The sequence below is a fragment of the Pseudomonas poae RE*1-1-14 genome, assembly GCF_000336465.1.
Classification (GTDB): Bacteria; Pseudomonadota; Gammaproteobacteria; order Pseudomonadales; family Pseudomonadaceae; genus Aquipseudomonas; species Aquipseudomonas poae.
The window spans coordinates 3556753-3573881 of the sequence record NC_020209.1 but is presented as its reverse complement, the minus strand read 5'-3'; the positions used below and the strand labels follow the sequence as shown (position 1 = coordinate 3573881).

Here is a 17129-nt window from a genome sequence, read left to right as displayed (position 1 = left end):
CCCGCTCCCACCGTTTCTTGGCGCGTCGGCTCTTTTAGTCGGTGGTAATGCGCGAGTGCTTGCGGGTGTCCTTCATGGTCACGTAAACCACCAGCGACACCGCGATACACGCCGTCACATACCAGTAGTAGCCGGTCTCCATGCCGATGCTCTTGAACCACAACGCGATGTATTCAGCGGTGCCGCCGAAGATCGACACGGTCAGTGCATAGGGCAGGCCCACGCCCAGCGCGCGGATTTCGGTCGGAAACAGCTCTGCTTTGACCACCGCGTTGATCGAGGTGTAACCGCTGACGATGATCAGCGCTGCCATGATCAGGAAGAACGCGCCCCACCAGGACTGGATGGTGTGCAGGGTGGTGAGAATCGGCACGGTGAACAGGGTGCCGAGGATGCCGAAGGCGATCAGAATCGGCCGTCGACCGACCTTGTCCGACAGGCTGCCCACCAGGGGTTGCAGGCACATGAACAAAAACAGCGTCGCCGCCGAAATGGTGGTGGAGTCGGAAATGCTCATGCCCACCGTGTTCACCAGGTATTTCTGCATGTAGGTGGTGTAGGTGTAGAAAGCCAGGGTGCCGCCCATGGTCAGGCCGACCACGGTGAGGACTTCCTTGGGATGGCGGATCAAGGTGCGCATTGCGCTTTCCTTGGCTTTTTCCTTCTTGGTGAACGACTCGGTTTCTTCCATGCCACGACGCAGGAACAAGGCGACCACGGCACACAGCGCGCCGATGGCGAACGGGATGCGCCAGCCCCAGGCATACAGCTGCTCGGTGGTCAGTACCTTCTGCAGCACAATCAGTACCGCCAGGGCGATGAGCTGGCCGGAAATCAGGGTCACGTACTGGAAACTGGAGAAGAAGCCACGACGTTCCTTGGTCGCCATTTCGCTCAGGTAAGTGGCCGAGGTGCCGTACTCACCGCCCACCGAGAGGCCCTGGAGCAAGCGTGCGAATACCAGCAGGATCGGCGCGCCGATTCCAATGGTGTCGTAACCCGGGGTCAGGGCAATCAGCAGTGAGCCAAAGCACATCAGCAATACAGAAGCCATCAGCGCGGCCTTGCGGCCTTTGTAATCGGCGTAGAGCCCCATCAGCCAGCCGCCGATGGGGCGCATGATAAAGCCCACGGCAAAGATTGCGGCGGTGTTCATCAGTTGGGCGGTGGTGGAGCCGGCGGGGAAGAAGGCCTTGGCGAAGTACAGCGAGAAGGCGGCGTAGACGTACCAGTCGTACCACTCGACCATGTTGCCGACCGATCCGCTGAAGATCGATTTGATACGGCTTGACGTCGTGCGTTCTTTTGCCGGCGCAGCCGCCGAGCCCAGAGGCAGAGAGTTGGAGTTACCCATTGAAGGATCCTTCATCTAGTTGTTTTTATGGAGCGGCGCGAACGCAGCGTGGTTCGGCTGTAGCAGAAGGTGTGCCAGGTGGGAAAGAGCCGGGGCAGAAGGGGGGCGGGAATTTTTTGAGCGGAAAGTCGCTGATGGTTTGCAGCGGATGAGCGGAAATCCGCTTATGGTTGTCGGCGCTATCGCAGGCCGCTAGAGAAACATCTCCCGCGCCAACCCATGGCGCTGCATCTTTTCATTCAGGGTCCGACGCGGCAGTTGCAGTTCCGCCAGCACCGCCTTGATATCGCCTTTATGCCGGGCCAGCGCAGCTTTCAAGCAATGGGCTTCAAACGCCTCTTGCTGCGCCGCCAGCGATTGGCCGGCATCCATCCCCTCCGGTTCCGGTTCGCCCAGCCCCAGCACCTGGCGCTCGGCGACGTTGGCCAATTCCCGCACATTGCCCGGCCAGTCGTGGCTGAGCAGGCGACCCAACTGTGGCCCGCTCAACGGTTCGATGTTGCGGCCCAGGCGTTCGGCAGCGCTTTGTGCAAAATGCTCGTACAGCAGCGGGATATCTTCGCGGCGTTCGCGCAGCGGCGGCAGGCGCAGTTGGGCGACATTCAATCGATACGCCAGGTCTTCACGAAACCGCCCCGCGCGGGCCTCTTCAAGCAGGTCCGGCTTGGTGGCGGCAATGATGCGCAGGTCCACCTGGATGCTCTGGTTGGAGCCCAGTCGCTCCAGTTTCTGCTCCTGTAAAACACGCAGCAGTTTCACCTGCTGAGCCAGGGGCATGCTTTCGATTTCATCCAGAAACAGCGTGCCGCCATGGGCATATTCGAGCTTGCCGATGCGCTTGCCCTGGGCGCCGGTGAACGCGCCACTTTCGTGGCCGAACAGTTCGGCTTCAAATAACTGCTCGGGGATCGCCGCGCAATTGAGCGCCACGAACGGCTTTTTCGCCCGCGGCCCGAAATCATGCAGGCAGCGCGCGACCAGCTCCTTGCCGCTGCCGGTCTCGCCGCGAATCAGCACATTGACCGGCAGGCTCGCCAGGTCCATGACCTGGCGCCGTAACGTTTGCAGGCCCTTGGACACGCCCAGCAGGCTGGTTTCCAGCCGCGCGCGATGATCGGCCTGCTGATGCAGGCGCCGGTTCTCCAGCACCAGCCCGCGTTTGTCCAACGCACGGCGCAGACCGTTGAGCAGGTCCTGCGGGCTGAAGGGTTTCTCCAGAAAATCGTAGGCGCCGTCGCGCATGGCTTCGACCGCCATTGGCACATCGCCATGGCCTGTGAGCAGGATCACCGGCAAGTCGACATCGCGGCGTTGCACTTCGGCCAGCAGCTGCAGGCCGCTCAAGCCCGGCATCCGCACGTCACTCAGAATGACACCGGGGAAATCCCTGGGCAGTTGCGCCAGGCATTCCTCGGCACGGCTGAACAACTGCACTTCAAATCCGGACAGGCTCAACCATTGCTCGACGGCCGTGCGAATGCTGGCTTCGTCATCGACCACAATTACTGCGTTCAACATAGGTCCGGTGTCTCCAGCGCGACAGGCAGGGTGAGGGTGAATACGGCACCATCGCCACGGTTGGCGGCGCTCAGGCGCCCGCCCAGTTCGTGCACGATAGCGTAGGACACCGCCAGTCCCAAGCCGAGCCCGTCGCCCACCGGCTTGGTGGTGAAGAACGGGTCGAACACACAGGCCAAGTGTTCGTCGGCAATCCCGCCGCCGCTGTCGGCAACAGTCAGTTGCCAGCATTGTTCATCGGCGTGCAGGCGGATCTCCAGGCGCTTGCGCGGCGTGTCGGCCATGGCGTCGAGGGCGTTGCGCAGCAGATTGATCAGCACCTGTTCCAGGCGGATCGCGTCGCCGCGCACCCAGGCTGGGCGGGTCAGGTCAAGCATCACGCCGATGGCTTCATCACGCAGGCGCGCGTCGAGCAAGTGCAGGGACTGGTCGACCACCGTGGCCAGATCAAGCCGTTCGCGCAGGCCGCTGGGGCTCTTGCGGGCGAACGTCTTGAGGTGGCCGGTGAGGGCGGCCATGCGCGTGAGCATATCGTCCAGCGGCGTGAGCGCTTGGTAGGCGTCATCCACGCGGCCGTGGTCCAGCAGCAGGCGCAGCGTTGCCAGTTGCATGCGCTGGGCGGTCAGTGGCTGGTTGATTTCATGGGCTAGGGCGGCCGACATCTGCCCCAATGCTGCCAGCTTGGCCGACTGCACCAGGCCGTCCTGCGCCGTGCGCAGCGCCTGGGTGCGTTCCTCGACCAGTTGTTCAAGCTCTTCGCGGCTGCGCTGGCGCAGACGGGCCAGGCGCCAGCGCTGGCTGAGGAACAGCACCAGAAATACCAGCGCCAGCCAGGAACCGGCGGCGGCCAGACCCGCGTTGCGTTGGTCTTCAAAGGCGAATTGCGGTTTGCGTAGCAGGTGCAGGGTCCAGCCCTCGGCTTTGAGGGCCAGGGACTCCCAGATGTAATTGGCATTGCCGTTCGGGCCGTTGACGCGCATCAGATGACTGTTTTCGCCGAAGCGTTGCAGGGTGCTGGTTTCCAGCGTTTGCAGATTTTTCTTGTCGTACTGGCGCGTGGCTTTGAGTTCGGCCAGGTCGCTGCCTGACAAGGGCCGAAGGTTGCGATAGCGCCAGCCCGGCTGGTTGGCGATAAACACAATCCCGCGCGCGTCGCTGACCAGCAGCAGGTCGTTGCCTTGGGCCCATTCGCGTTCAAGCTCGGGGAATTCCAGCTTCACCACCATGGCGCCGAGGAACTGCCCGTGTTCGTCGAGCACCGCACTGGAGAGAAAGTAACCCGGTATGCCGGTGGTCACCCCTACCGCATAAAAACGCCCGGTGCCCTGACTCAGGGTCTGGCTGAAATAGGGACGAAATGCGTAGTTGTGGCCCACATAGCTACTCGGCAGGTTCCAGTTACTGGCCGCCACGGCCAGGCCGGTGCGGTCCATCAGTTCCAGGGTGGAGGACTGCGCGGCAGCATTGATGCGCTCCAGCTTGCGGTTAAGCACATCCTGGGTCGCGGCATCCAGAGGGTCTTTGAGGGCGCGGATCATTTCCGAGTCCAGCGCCAGCACGGCAGGCAGGGCGCGGTAACGTTCGATCAGGGTGTGCAGCGAGTTGGCGTACAACGCGAGCTGCTGATTGGCGCGAGTCGCATCGTCCACCAACGCCTGGCGCTCGGCATGACGCGTTGCCAGGGCGGCGGCCAATAGCGCACCGGCGATGATCAGCAGGGAGTAGAAGGTGAGGCGCAGGGGGCGGGGGATCACGATCATACGGTGATGAGCAGGCGCAGTTGGGAGGAGCGCACCATAGCATGCGCTGCTTGAGTCTGTGGCGAATGGGCTTGTGTGGGAGGGGGCTTACCCCAATGTCGTTCAGTTAAGCCCGCTCCCACATTTGACGGTATTCACAATAAAAAAGGCGACTGGGCCTTGGGCCGCAGTCGCCTTTTTGCGGGAGTGTGCTTACTGCACTTCCACCGCCAGGCTTTCACTGATCTTTTTCTGCCAGATGGCAGGACCGGTGATATGGACGGATTCGCCGTTGCTGTCCACCGCGACGGTGACCGGCATGTCTTTGACGTCGAACTCGTAGATCGCTTCCATGCCCAGTTCGGCGAAGGCCACTACACGCGACTTCTTGATGGCTTGCGCCACCAGGTAAGCGGCGCCGCCCACGGCCATGAGGTACACGGCCTTGTGGTCCTTGATTGCGTCGATCGCAGTCGGGCCGCGTTCGGATTTGCCGATCATGCCAAGCAGGCCTGTCTGCTCGAGGATCTGACGGGTGAACTTGTCCATCCGCGTCGCGGTGGTCGGGCCGGCCGGGCCAACCACTTCTTCACGCACTGGATCAACCGGGCCCACGTAGTAGATGAAGCGACCCTTGAGGTCCACCGGCAGGGTTTCACCCTTGTTGAGCATCTCGACCATGCGCTTGTGCGCCGCGTCGCGACCGGTGAGCATCTTGCCGTTGAGCAATACGGTTTCGCCCGGCTTCCAGCTTTGCACGTCTTCGGCGGTGAGGGTGTCGAGGTTGACACGACGGGCCGACGGGCCGGCTTCCCAGACGATTTCCGGGTAGGCGTCCAGCGGTGGTGCTTCCAGCGACGCAGGGCCGGAACCGTCCAGCACGAAGTGGGCGTGACGGGTGGCGGCGCAGTTGGGGATCATGCACACCGGCAGCGAGGCTGCGTGGGTCGGGTAGTCCATGATCTTCACGTCGAGCACGGTGGTCAGGCCACCGAGGCCCTGGGCGCCGATGCCCAGTTGGTTGACCTTCTCGAACAGCTCCAGGCGCATCTCTTCGATGCGGTTGGAGGGGCCGCGCTTTTTCAGCTCGTGAATGTCGATGGATTCCATCAACACTTCCTTGGCCATTACCGCGGCTTTCTCGGCGGTGCCGCCGATGCCGATGCCGAGCATACCCGGCGGGCACCAGCCGGCACCCATGGTCGGAACGGTCTTGAGCACCCAATCGACGATCGAGTCGGACGGGTTGAGCATGGCCATTTTCGATTTGTTTTCTGAGCCACCACCCTTGGCGGCCACGTCCACTTCCACGGTGTTACCCGGGACGATGGAGTAGTGGATCACGGCGGGGGTGTTGTCCTTGGTGTTCTTGCGCGCACCGGCCGGGTCGGCGAGGATGGAGGCGCGCAGGACGTTTTCCGGCAGGTTGTAGGCGCGACGCACGCCTTCGTTGATCATGTCGTCCAGACCCATGGTGGCGCCATCCCAACGCACATCCATGCCCACGCGCACGAACACGGTGACGATACCGGTGTCCTGGCAGATCGGGCGATGGCCGGTGGCGCACATGCGCGAGTTGATCAGGATCTGCGCCATGGAGTCACGGGCCGCTGGCGATTCTTCGCGCAGGTAGGCTTCGTGCATCGCCTGGATGAAATCCACGGGGTGGTAGTAGGAGATGAATTGCAGGGCGTCGGCAACGCTCTGAATCAGGTCGTCTTGCTTGATCACGGTCATGAGTCGCGCTCCTCTATAAGGGAACATTCAATAAAGGTGGCTTCAGTGCTGCGTCGGTCGGCTGAGGCCACCTTTCCAAGGCACGCCATTGGTGCAGGCGCGACGCTAAAAAGGCGCGGCAGTATAACGCGGTGCGGTGGGCGATACATCCGGCTGTGTTCATGAATGCCTGGCTCGATTGGGTTGCAGGAGCGAGCTTGCTCGCGAAAAACTTGAATTTGATGGGTTTCGCCAGGCCCCCCGCGTTATCGTTAGCGATCTTCGCGAGCAAGCTCGCTTCTACAGGTGAGAGTTATATGCCTGAACTGCATGTTGGCGAGCGCCACTGGTCGGTCCCTGCCGGCAGCAACCTGCTGGATGCCTTGAATCAGGCGGGGGTGGCCGTGCCTTACAGTTGCCGGGCGGGCAGTTGTCATGCCTGTCTCGTGAGGTGTCGCGGCGACGTTGAAGACAAACAGCCCGACGCCCTGAGCCCGGCACAACGCCAGGACGGCTGGCGCCTGGCCTGCCAGTGCCAGGTGATCGGTGATGTGCAGGTTGAAGCCTTCGATCCCTTGCGTGACGGCTTATCGGCACAGGTGACGGCGGCCGATTGGTTGAATGCCTCCGTGCTGCGCCTGCGCCTGCAGCCGGAGCGTGGTTTGCGTTACCGCGCCGGGCAGCACCTTGTGCTGTGGGCGGGGCAGGTGGCGCGCCCGTATTCGCTGGCGAGCTTGCCGCAGGAAGACGCCTTTCTGGAGTTTCATCTCGATTGCCGTCAGCCTGGCCAATTCAGCGATGCGGCGCGTCGTCTGGCGGTGGGTGACCCTCTGCGCCTGGGCGAACTGCGCGGCGGGGCGCTGCACTACGATTCGGACTGGCAGGCGCGACCCTTGTGGCTGCTGGCCTCCGGCACGGGGCTGGGCCCGCTGTGGGGCGTATTGCGCGAAGCCTTGCGCCACGATCATCAGGGCGCCATCCGCGTGATTCACTTGGCTCACGATGCCAGCGGCCATTACCTTGCCGAACCGCTGGCGGCACTGGCCGCCAGCCATCCCAATCTGACGGTGGAGTTGTGGACGGCAGCAGGGCTGGACGCGGCGTTGGCGCAACTGCGGGTGGTTTCCCGGCAAACCCTGGCTTTACTCTGCGGGCACCCCGGCAGCGTCGAGGCGTTTTCCAAGCGCTTGTTCCTGGCAGGCCTGCCGCGTAATCAACTGCTGGCCGATGTGTTCGTGCCCCGGGGCTAAGCGATCCATCGTGAGAGCGGACTTGCCCGCGGAGAGGCCCTCAAACTCGGCACATCCGCTCACTTGAAATGCAAAAAGCCCCGCCATTCACATGGCGGGGCTTTTGTTTTTCAGCGTGTCACTCAGAACTGCGGGTCGCCCACGTGCAGAATCTTCATGCCATTGGTACCGCCGGTGGTGTGGTAGCTGTCGCCCTTGGTCAGGATGACCCAGTCGCCTTTCTCCACAACGCCGCGTTTGACCAACTCGTCGATGGCGGCCTGGCTGACTTCATTAGGCGGCAACGAAGCGGGGTCGAACGGCACGGTATAGACGCCACGGAACATCGCCGCGCGGGCCTGGGCTTCGCGGTGCGGGGTGAACGCGTAGATCGGCACCGAGGACCGGATTCGCGACATGATCAACGGCGTGTAGCCACTCTCGGTCAAGGCGATGATCGCTTTAACGCCCGGGAAGTGGTTGGCGGTGTACATGGCCGCCAGGGCAATGCTCTGGTCGCAGCTTTCGAAGACCTTGCCAATACGGTGGCTGGAGGTCTTGCTGGTCGGGTGCTTTTCGGCGCCGACGCAGATACGCGCCATCGCCTGCACGGCTTCCAGCGGGTACGGGCCGGCGGCACTTTCGGCCGAGAGCATCACGGCGTCGGTGTAGTCGAGCACGGCGTTGGCCACGTCGGAGACTTCGGCACGGGTCGGCATCGGGTTCTGGATCATCGACTCCATCATCTGGGTCGCCACGATGACCGCTTTGTTGTGGCGGCGAGCGTGCAGGATGATCTTCTTCTGGATGCCGATCAGCTCGGCGTCGCCGATTTCCACGCCCAGGTCGCCACGGGCAACCATCACGGCGTCGGACGCCTTGATCAGGCCGTCGAGGGTTTCGTCATCGGCCACGGCTTCAGCGCGTTCGATCTTCGCCACCAGCCAGGCGGTACCGCCGGCTTCGTCGCGCAGTTTACGGGCGTATTCCATGTCGGCGGCGTCGCGCGGGAAGGACACCGCGAGGTAGTCCACTTCCATTTCGGCGGCGAGCTTGATGTCGGCCTTGTCTTTTTCAGTGAGGGCCGGGGCGGTCAGGCCACCGCCGCGACGGTTGATGCCTTTGTGGTCCGACAGCGGGCCACCGATGATCACGGTGCAATGCAGTTCAGTCGGGGTGGCGGTGTCGACACGCATGACCACGCGGCCATCGTCGAGCAGCAGTTCGTCGCCGACGCCACAGTCCTTGACCAGATCCGGGTAGTCGATACCCACGACCTGCTGGTTGCCTTCAGTGAGCGGATGGCTGGTGGAGAAGGTGAACGGGTCACCGATCTTCAGCTCGATGCGCTTGTTTGCGAATTTGGCGATACGAATTTTCGGGCCTTGCAGGTCACCCAGCAATGCGACGAAGCGGCCGTGCTTGGCGGCCAGGTCACGCACCAGCTTGGCGCGAGCCTTGTGCTCGTCCGGGGTGCCGTGGGAGAAGTTCAGACGGGCAACGTCCAAACCAGCCAGAATCAGCTGTTCGAGGACTTCCGGCGAGTTACTGGCCGGGCCAAGGGTGGCGACGATTTTGGTGCGACGGACGGACATGCACGGACTCCTGAGTTCAAGCGCTGGGGAAGGCTACTATGCTCTTTGGTTGTAGTCATTGTTCGTTTGCACTACTTATCGACGATTGGCCCGTTTCAGCGTCAATTGAATAGACAACATCCTTGAAGATTTTCGACGAGGGGTCGATACACTGCACAAGACAGGAGAACCCCCATGCGAATTTTGCTCGTTGCTGCCCTGGCCGTCAGTGTAGTCGGCTGCACCCGCTGGTCCATGGACCATCATTTGAACAACGCCTACCGTGCGTACAAGGTGGGTGACTGCGAGCGCGTGACCCTGGAATTGTCCCAGGTCGACCGTGAAAGTCGTACCCGGCGCTACGTGCAGCCGGAGGTTTCGATGTTGCGCGGGCAGTGCCTGGAGCGCCAGAAGCTGTTCGTGGATGCGGTGCAAACCTATCAGTTCATCATCAGCCAGTATCCGTCCAGCGAATACGCGTACCGCGCGCGCGCCCGACTCGACACGCTGCAGCAGTTGGGTCATTACCCCGGCGCCAGCGTCGCTAAACCCCGGCCCGCATCCCTTTGACGATATTTGTCACACTGCCACTGGCCGGTTTCGTGTCTTAAGCTATTATTTGAATGTCTGTTTGATGTGTTTATCTTCAAACGGATGGAATGCTTGGAATTGGTAGATTCATAGTGATGATGGGCAACACTTTCGTCGCGCCAATTTCAGGGAGAGCGGGCCTGTATCGCCGTTCCGAATCACTGGCTCGGCCAGAGTAATATCCAATGGATGGCAGTCATCATGTTTACTGATCGACGTATTGAGCGGCATGAGTTGTCCCGTTTCCTGCAAGTATTCAACCGGTTTACGGACAAACCGATTGGTTACCTGGGCAATGTGTCTGAAGATGGACTGATGTTGATCAGCCAGTTGCCGATGATGGTCGGCGCGACGTTCGAACTGTGCGTGAAGGCCCCCATGGCGAATGGGGACGTTCAGACAATTGACCTCACAGCTGAGTGTTTGTGGAGTCGTGAGGACGTCAACCCGCAGCACTACGACTCAGGTTTCAGTGTGGTTGCGGCGCCTGCGGATTACAGCCAACTGATCAGCGCATTATTGCGTTACTTCAGTTTTGATCCCATGCAGGCTTCCGCCTAGACACCGCGCGTTGTCGACCCGGCCAGGTGTGTTTGCTTTCGCCGTGGTCGTGCGCATTTTTCACAGCACCCCAGCTTTTTTCCAGCCCATGTAACGCGTCACCAATGCCGGCCCCAGCGCTGAAGGCAGGGTGTCCAGTACGGTCAAACCGTGGGCGCTCAGACGATCATGCAATTCGTCGCGCCGGGTGAGGTAATCGACGGCGCCGCTGTAGGCCAGTGCCTCGGGCAATGTTTGCACGGGAAACTGGCGCAGTTGGTCGAGCACTTCCTCGCGCAGGCTGGCAACCAGCACCCGGTGTTGGCGGCTGATGCGCTTGACGGCAGTCAGTAATGCCTCATCGTCCTCGTCCCGCAGGTTACTCACCACGATAACCAGCGCACGGCGTTTTTGTCGGGCCAGCAGTTGGCTGGCAGCGGCTTCATAATCGGCGGTGCGTTGGGTGGTATCCAGGTCGTAGACGCTATTGAGCAACAGGGTCAACTGGCCGGTGCCTTTGACGGGCGCCAGGTAACGCGGCTGATCACAGGCAAAGGTGCACAGCCCCACCGCATCGCCTTGACGCAGGGCGACGTAGCTGAGCAGCAGGCAGGCATTGAGCGCGTGGTCGAAATGGGAGAGCTCGGCATCCTGGCTGCGCATGCGCCGACCGCAATCGAGCATGAACACGATTTGCTGGTCGCGCTCGTCCTGATACTCCCGGGCGATGGGCGTGCGTTGGCGTGCGGTGGCCTTCCAGTCAATCTGCCGCAGGCTGTCGCCCTCGCGAAACTCGCGCAACTGGTGAAACTCCAGCCCTGAGCCGCGTCGCGGATGCTGTCGAACGCCCAGTTGGCTCAGCCAGCTGTCCACCCCGAGCAACTGTGCTCCATACAGGCGCGCGAAGTCCTGGTAGACGCGAGTGGCATCGGCCACGTCCACAAAGCGCCGAGCCGACCACAACCCCAGCGGACTGGGCAGGTGAATCTCGCACCGGCTGAAACTGAAATGCCCGCGCCGCAGCGGACGCACGCGATAGCCCAACTCGCTGTGCGCGCCGGGGCGCAGTTCAACCAGTTGAGGCATGTTCTCCACGCTCAGCCCATCGGGTACGTGATCGAATACCTGCACGGTCAGCGGCTGCAGATAATCGTGGTGCAGGGTCAGGCGCACTTCGCCCCAGCGGCCCAGGGCCAGACTGCCAGGCATCTGCCGTTGCACGCTAATGCCCGGGCGGCGACGCAGGCGAACGGCGTCCAGCAGGGCCAGCAGCAACAGCGCCAGCAACAGGCCCCACGCCACCTGGTGCAGGGTGTCGGGCAGCTTGAACTGCAACGCAGCGGCGATACCCAGCAGGGTGCTCAAACCCAGCAGGACACCGAGCCAGATCAGCAGCAGACGGGTTGGCTTCATAGGTGGCTCATTGCCTCGGTGCTGGAATCTGATCCAGCAGTTGCTTGAGCACCTGGTCTACGTCCAGCCCATCGATGTCCAGTTCGGGAGCGATTCGTACCCGGTGACGAAGCACTGCCATGGCGCAGCTCTTGATATCGTCCGGGGTGACAAACTCGCCGCCGCGCAACAGGGCGCGTGCGCGGGCGCCGCTGACCAGGGCAATGGAGGCACGCGGGCCCGCACCGATGGTCAGCCCGGGCCAACTGCGGGTGGCGCGAGCCAGGCGCACGGCATAGTCGAGCACCTGCTCATCCAGCGGCATTTCAGTAGCGACCTGCTGCAGGTGCAGCACATCCGCAGCTTGCAGCACGGTACGCAGCGGTTGTATATCCAGCATGTCGGCACGCGAGGAGCGCGTGACTTCGCGCACCATGTCCAGTTCCTGCCGAGCATCCGGGTAGTCCATGCGAATCTTCAGCATGAAGCGGTCCAGTTCGGCTTCCGGCAACGGATAAGTACCTTCCTGCTCAATGGGGTTCTGAGTGGCCAGCACCATGAATGGCTGGCCGATGGGCAGCGCTTCGCCCTCCAGGGTCACTTGGCGTTCCTGCATGGCCTCGAGCAGCGCCGCCTGGGTTTTGGCGGGCGCGCGGTTGATTTCGTCGGCCAGCAGCAGGTGAGTGAACAGCGGACCCTTGCGCAGCTTGAATTGTTCGGTGTGCAGGTCGTAGACGGCGTGACCGGTAACGTCGCTGGGCATCAGGTCGGGGGTGAACTGGATACGTGCGAAATCACCGTCGAAGCAGCGGGCCAATGCGCGAACGAGCAACGTCTTGCCCAACCCCGGCACGCCCTCAAGCAATATGTGGCCGCCGGCAATCAATGCCGTCAGTACGTCATCAATCACCACGTCCTGGCCAATCACCGCCTTGCGCAGTTCAACGCGCAAAGCGTTGGCCAAGTCGCTGGCCTGTAGCAAGGTGGCGCTGGTCAGGGGCGTGGCGCTGGGAAATTCACTCATAGGGCATTCCTGAGGGTTTGCAGGCACGCCACCTGACGGCTGAAATCGGCGCTGGAAAGCCGTTTTGCCGCAAGTGGCCCGAGGGCCTGGCTGATGGCGTGAGGAGGTTGGCGAGTGAGGTGTTCGAGGACCTGACACTGGGCCGCGTTATCGAGGTGTTCAAAGCCGGTGTGGCGGCGCCGCGCGGCGCGCAGGATATCGCGCTGCAAGGCCTGCAACAGTGTGCGCTGGCCACTGCGGCGCAGCAGAAAGTCCGCACTGGCCTTCAGGTGTTCCTGCAATTGCCGACGCGCTCTGGGTGTCGGCGCCTGCACCGGTCCCTGGCGCATGCCTGCCTGCCAGAGTGCCAGGGCAATCAGCGCGGCAAGCGCTACCAGGGCCTGGGGGAAGTAGCGCATCAGCAGGCTGAGCAGGTTGTCGACATCACTGTTGAGCAGCAACGTGACGGTCGTGTCCTGGTTCAGGTACCACAGCAGCCAGGCGTTATCGTGTTGGCCGATTATGGGGGCTTTCCAAAGGTCGCTGTCGGTGACTACCGTGACTCGGCCTTGCCCCAGATTGAGCTGCATCAGGTGGCTGGCCCTGGCGCTGTTGGCGGAAAACTGGGCCAGATGCCTGGGGTCGGTCAAGTTGAAGTCGGTGTCGAAACTGAAATAAGCCGGTGCGGTTTCATTGTCGACATAGAGTTTGGTCAGGTCTGGCGTGTTCTGCTTGCGCGCGGGAGCCGGTTCCTCGGGCTCGTCACTCAACAACTGATGGAGGTGCAGTCGATCGAGCAGCAAGTCGCCGCTTTTATCGGTCTCGTCATCCCAGAGCGCTTCGGCGACCAGTAACAGGTGTCCGCCTGACCTCGCCCAGTCCAATAGTTGATCTGCCTGACGTGGGGTCATGTTGCCGCGCTCGCCCAGCAGCAACAGGCTATTACCCTCGGCGGGAAGGTCGGCGAGCCTATCCAGGCCATTGGCATGCTCAACCACAAGGCCTTGCCGGCGCAGGAACTGTTCTGCCGCAAGGTAGGGATTGGCCAGCGCCTCCGGCGAGGGGCCGCGGTCGACGACTTCGTCATACGGAATGGCTTTGCTCCACAGAAACAACCCGCCGGCCCCAAGCAGACATGCCAGTAGCAATCCCACCCACAGCAATGGCCGGTTCATTGGGCAGCACCTGCGTTGAACAAGCTGCGCCAATCGCTGCACAGCTGTTGTTGTGCAAACGCGGGAGGCAGCCGGTGACCGTAGGCGAGGTTTTGCCAATGGCGAGTCAGGTCGTTGCTGAAGGAAAGCAGGTCTGGTTGTTGCAAGTGTTCAATGCGCTCCAGCACCTGGCCCTCGGTATCGGCGTTTGTCAGCGGCAGGTTGAAGTCGTGCAGCAATCGGCTGAGCAGGCCACGGTAGAGCAGTCCGAGGGCCTCACGTGGTTGAGTGGGCCACAGTTGCGCGGCGGCGCTGGCGATATCGTCGGGCAGGGTCTCGGCGCCTACCGCGAGGCCGAACAATTGCGTGGGCACAGGCAAGTCGGTGTCGAGATTGAGCGGCCCGCGCCGGCTGACAAAGGTGCGCAGCCAGTCGCGATAACGCCAGACCAGCAGCGCCACGCCGCCCGCCAGCAAACTCCACAACAGGACTTCGAGGCCCCGAGCCAGATGTTTGAAGCTGCTGCTGTTGAAGTTGTCCAGCAGTGCCTCAAGCCAGGCGGGAAGTTTGCCATCGCCACGCGCCTGGTTTTTTACCGCAGTTTTTTCTTCGCCGAAACGATAGCGCGTGACAGTCTCTGGATTCTTGAAAGGTGGCTTTTCCAGCAAGGTCTTGATCGATTGGCTGGCGGCCTGGGTGCTGACCGGTTTGGACGGGCTGGCGTCAGCCGCCATGGACGACTGGCTGAAGAGGGGCGCCAGCATCAGACCTGCAACCAGCAGCAACAGCGGCGCGACGCTGCCCAAGCGGTCTCGAAGGCGGCGGAAGACCAGCTCCAGGTCCCAGGCCTCGAGTACGGTCCGGCGGTTGAGGTACAGGCTGAAACCGCAGGCGACGTAGATCGGTTCCCAGAACACCAGGATCAATGCATAGAACGCGTTGCTCATGTGCTCCAGCCACAGCGCTTGCGAACCGCTCGCCTGTGCCAGGCGTTGCCAGTCCCAATCCAGCTCGATCTGCTGGGGGATGAGCAGGTAAAACAATGCCATGGCGCCGAACCACAGCGTTATTTCAAGGCACATCCCAAGCAGGGTGAGCCAGCGTGCGGCTCCACCGTTGCGCTGCAGCAGCACACCCAGGCGTTTCTGACGCGCGTCGCCATCGAGTCCTTCGAGCTGGCTGACGGGCATCACAAAGCTGCGACTCAGGCTGAGCCGTCGCCAGATCAAGCTGCTCAACAACTGGCCTTTGAGCAGACGCGGCCACTGGCGTACGACCTGCTTGACGCTGGGAGTCTCGCCAAACAAAGATTTGGACAGGATGTACAGCGGCAAGCGGTCGAACGCCGGTTTCAGCCACCAGAAAACAAGCACAGCGGTGGACGGATATTTCCAAAACACGGCACTAAGTAAAATGAATAGCGGCAAGCTTACAATCGCCCAGCTGGCCATCAGCAGCAAACGGTGCTCACGGGCCATGAGTACGCCAAGGTCCATGGCTTCCCAGGGCGTGCGCGGGCGAATCACGCAGCTTGCGTCACTCAGGCGCATGGCGGGTCCGTCCGGTCAATGTCAGGTAAGCGGCCACCAGCAGCCACAGCACGGCGCCCACCAGGTACTTGATCCAGGCGGCCGTGGTGGTGGAGGACGACCAGTACGCTTCGATAAACGCCGCAATCAGCAGCAATAGCATGACGCCGCAGAGCATCTGCATGCTTTTGCGCGCCGCCAGTCGCAGCGATTCGGCGCGTGTGAGGCGCCCGGGCGCGATCAGTGCCCAGCCCAGTTGCAGACCGGCCGCGCCGGCGAGGGCGATGGCAGTGAGTTCGAAAGCGCCATGGCCGATAACGAACGACCAGAAGGTCTGGCCGTAGCCGATTTCAGTGAGGTGTCCGGAGATGGCGCCGATGATCAAGCCGTTGTAGATCAGGAAAAACACGCTGCCCAGCCCGAACAGCAAGCCGGCGGCAAACGTCTGAAAGGCAATCCCGATGTTATGCATCACGTAGTAACCGAACATCATCCAGTCTTCACTGGCGGCGCGGTCGGCAAGGCGTCCCAGGCGACTGGCCTCAGGGTCATACATGCCTTGCATCTCGGCGACCTGCTGCGGGCTGACAATGCTGTAGACCAACTCGGGAAACAGGTACACCAGCAGCGCAACCACCACCAGGCTGCCGAAGAACAGCAGCCCGGCGATCAATACGAAGCGCCACTGCTCGCGTACCAGTCGGGGAAAATCGGCCAATACGAAGCTCAGTATGTTCGCGGTCAAACGGCTGCGATGCCGGTACAGTTGCTGGTGGCCGCGCAATGCCAGTTGTTGCAGCGGGTCGACCAGGTAACTGCTGTAGCCGCGCTCCTGGGCCAGGGCCAGGTGCTGGCAAAGGCGCCGGTACTGATGGGGAAAGTCGGCCATATCGCCAGCCTTGCGCTTGCCTTGCTCCAACTGCTTCAGTTGTTCGGCAAAGGCTTGCCACTGCGGTTGGTGACGGCTTTCGAACAGGCTCTGCTTCATGTCGGCCCCAATAAGCCACGCGCAACGCCATTGAGTTGCTCTGCGGCGCGCGCCGCTGGCACCTGCAGGGGCATTGCGAGGATGGACGCCAGTTCGTGCACTCGCTCTGCTGACAGTTCACCCTGGCGCTCGGCGAATCCAAGGATGGCCCGTTGTTCGTTGAGCTCCAGAGTGAAGGGCAGGCCCAAAGGCGCGGCTTGGGGTATTTTGGGGCGGGCCGCCGGCTGTTGGCGATAAATCACCAGCGTACCGGCGGCGAGATCGCCGAGTCGTTTGAAATGGGGATGTTGCAGGCAACTGACGGCGCCAAAAAAGTAGCCGAAAGGCAGCATGTCGACAAAGCGCAGCAGGTTGCGGATAAGCGAGGCGGACCATCCGATGGGGGTGCCGTCATCCTGCACCACGCGCAAGCCCATGACTTGCTTGCCGGGTGAGGAGCCCTGGTTAAGCACTTCGAACAGCACCATGTACCACCAACTGACCAGAAACAGCAGCAGCGAACCCAGGCCGATGCCGATATTGCCCAACAGCGCCAAGGGCACCAGCAGGATACCCATGGCCAGCCCGCGTACGCCCAGGTCGAAGGCAAAGGCCAGTGCCCGTGGCAGCAGGCCGGCGGGACGCAGGGGCAGGTCGATGCCTTCCGGGGTCTCGATCTGGTAGCGGGTGTCCAATGGGGCTGATTGCATCGCGATCCCTGGCAGTGCGGAGCGGCTGGAAGACACGGATGCTAGCAGCGTCGGCGGCGGAAGCAACCATCCAAGATTTTGCTGGATGTTTGTACAGCCGATTTTGCGCTGGC

At 62.0% G+C, this 17129-nt stretch carries 14 protein-coding genes; 3 read left to right on the top strand and 11 right to left on the bottom strand.

Annotated features, from left to right (window positions below; translation table 11 throughout):
• Positions 1–34: 34 nt before the first annotated feature.
• The 4 genes from H045_RS15590 to H045_RS15575 form a co-directional block, all read right to left on the bottom strand.
• Entirely contained in the window at positions 35–1354 is a 1320-nt protein-coding gene (locus tag H045_RS15590; protein WP_003237611.1) for an MFS transporter, read from the bottom strand.
• A 192-nt stretch (positions 1355–1546) separates the two neighbouring features.
• On the bottom strand, positions 1547–2872 hold the full coding sequence (locus H045_RS15585; RefSeq protein WP_015372860.1) for a sigma-54-dependent transcriptional regulator: 1326 nt from the start codon (positions 2870–2872) through the stop codon (positions 1547–1549).
• Positions 2866–4632, bottom strand: a complete 1767-nt coding sequence (locus H045_RS15580; protein WP_015372859.1) for a sensor histidine kinase — start codon at positions 4630–4632, stop codon at positions 2866–2868. Before H045_RS15580 ends, H045_RS15585 begins: the two co-directional genes overlap by 7 nt.
• A 192-nt stretch (positions 4633–4824) precedes the next feature.
• Positions 4825–6348 (bottom strand): fumarate hydratase, encoded by a 1524-nt coding sequence (locus H045_RS15575; protein WP_003237617.1) that lies wholly within the window; start codon positions 6346–6348, stop codon positions 4825–4827.
• Between the two features lie 296 nt (positions 6349–6644).
• On the opposite strand from H045_RS15575, the gene H045_RS15570 reads away from it, so the two are divergent.
• Entirely contained in the window at positions 6645–7577 is a 933-nt protein-coding gene (locus H045_RS15570; protein ID WP_015372858.1) for an iron-sulfur-binding ferredoxin reductase, read from the top strand.
• A gap of 122 nt (positions 7578–7699) precedes the next feature.
• On the opposite strand, the gene pyk is transcribed toward H045_RS15570, so the two are convergent.
• Positions 7700–9151, bottom strand: coding sequence for a pyruvate kinase (gene pyk, locus H045_RS15565; protein WP_003237621.1), 1452 nt, complete (start codon positions 9149–9151; stop codon positions 7700–7702).
• 174 nt (positions 9152–9325) lie between these two features.
• Between pyk and H045_RS15560 the strand changes: the two genes are divergently transcribed.
• The gene (locus H045_RS15560) at positions 9326–9700 is read left to right on the top strand and encodes a tol-pal system YbgF family protein (protein ID WP_003237623.1); all 375 of its coding nucleotides are present in this window, start codon (positions 9326–9328) and stop codon (positions 9698–9700) included.
• Positions 9701–9922: 222 nt separating this feature from the next.
• Positions 9923–10282 (top strand): PilZ domain-containing protein, encoded by a 360-nt coding sequence (locus tag H045_RS15555; protein WP_003237625.1) that lies wholly within the window; start codon positions 9923–9925, stop codon positions 10280–10282.
• A gap of 60 nt (positions 10283–10342) precedes the next feature.
• On the opposite strand, the gene H045_RS15550 is transcribed toward H045_RS15555, so the two are convergent.
• The 6 genes from H045_RS15550 to H045_RS15525 are packed head-to-tail and all read right to left on the bottom strand — an operon-like array spanning position 10343 to position 17016.
• Entirely contained in the window at positions 10343–11674 is a 1332-nt protein-coding gene (locus tag H045_RS15550; protein WP_015372857.1) for a DUF58 domain-containing protein, read from the bottom strand.
• A 7-nt stretch (positions 11675–11681) separates the two neighbouring features.
• Entirely contained in the window at positions 11682–12677 is a 996-nt protein-coding gene (locus H045_RS15545) for an AAA family ATPase (RefSeq protein ID WP_015372856.1), read from the bottom strand.
• Positions 12674–13831 (bottom strand): DUF4350 domain-containing protein, encoded by a 1158-nt coding sequence (locus H045_RS15540; RefSeq protein ID WP_015372855.1) that lies wholly within the window; start codon positions 13829–13831, stop codon positions 12674–12676. Before H045_RS15540 ends, H045_RS15545 begins: the two co-directional genes overlap by 4 nt.
• Positions 13828–15360 carry a DUF4129 domain-containing protein gene (locus H045_RS15535; RefSeq protein ID WP_041931522.1) on the bottom strand — a complete coding sequence of 511 codons (1533 nt, stop codon included), beginning with the start codon at positions 15358–15360 and terminating at the stop codon, positions 13828–13830. Before H045_RS15535 ends, H045_RS15540 begins: the two co-directional genes overlap by 4 nt.
• Positions 15347–16327: a stage II sporulation protein M gene (locus H045_RS15530; protein WP_015372853.1), complete on the bottom strand. Its 981-nt coding sequence runs from the start codon at positions 16325–16327 to the stop codon at positions 15347–15349. Before H045_RS15530 ends, H045_RS15535 begins: the two co-directional genes overlap by 14 nt.
• Positions 16324–17016, bottom strand: a complete 693-nt coding sequence (locus H045_RS15525) for an RDD family protein (RefSeq protein WP_041931521.1) — start codon at positions 17014–17016, stop codon at positions 16324–16326. The genes H045_RS15530 and H045_RS15525 overlap by 4 nt, the downstream gene beginning before the upstream one ends.
• Positions 17017–17129: the final 113 nt, after the last annotated feature.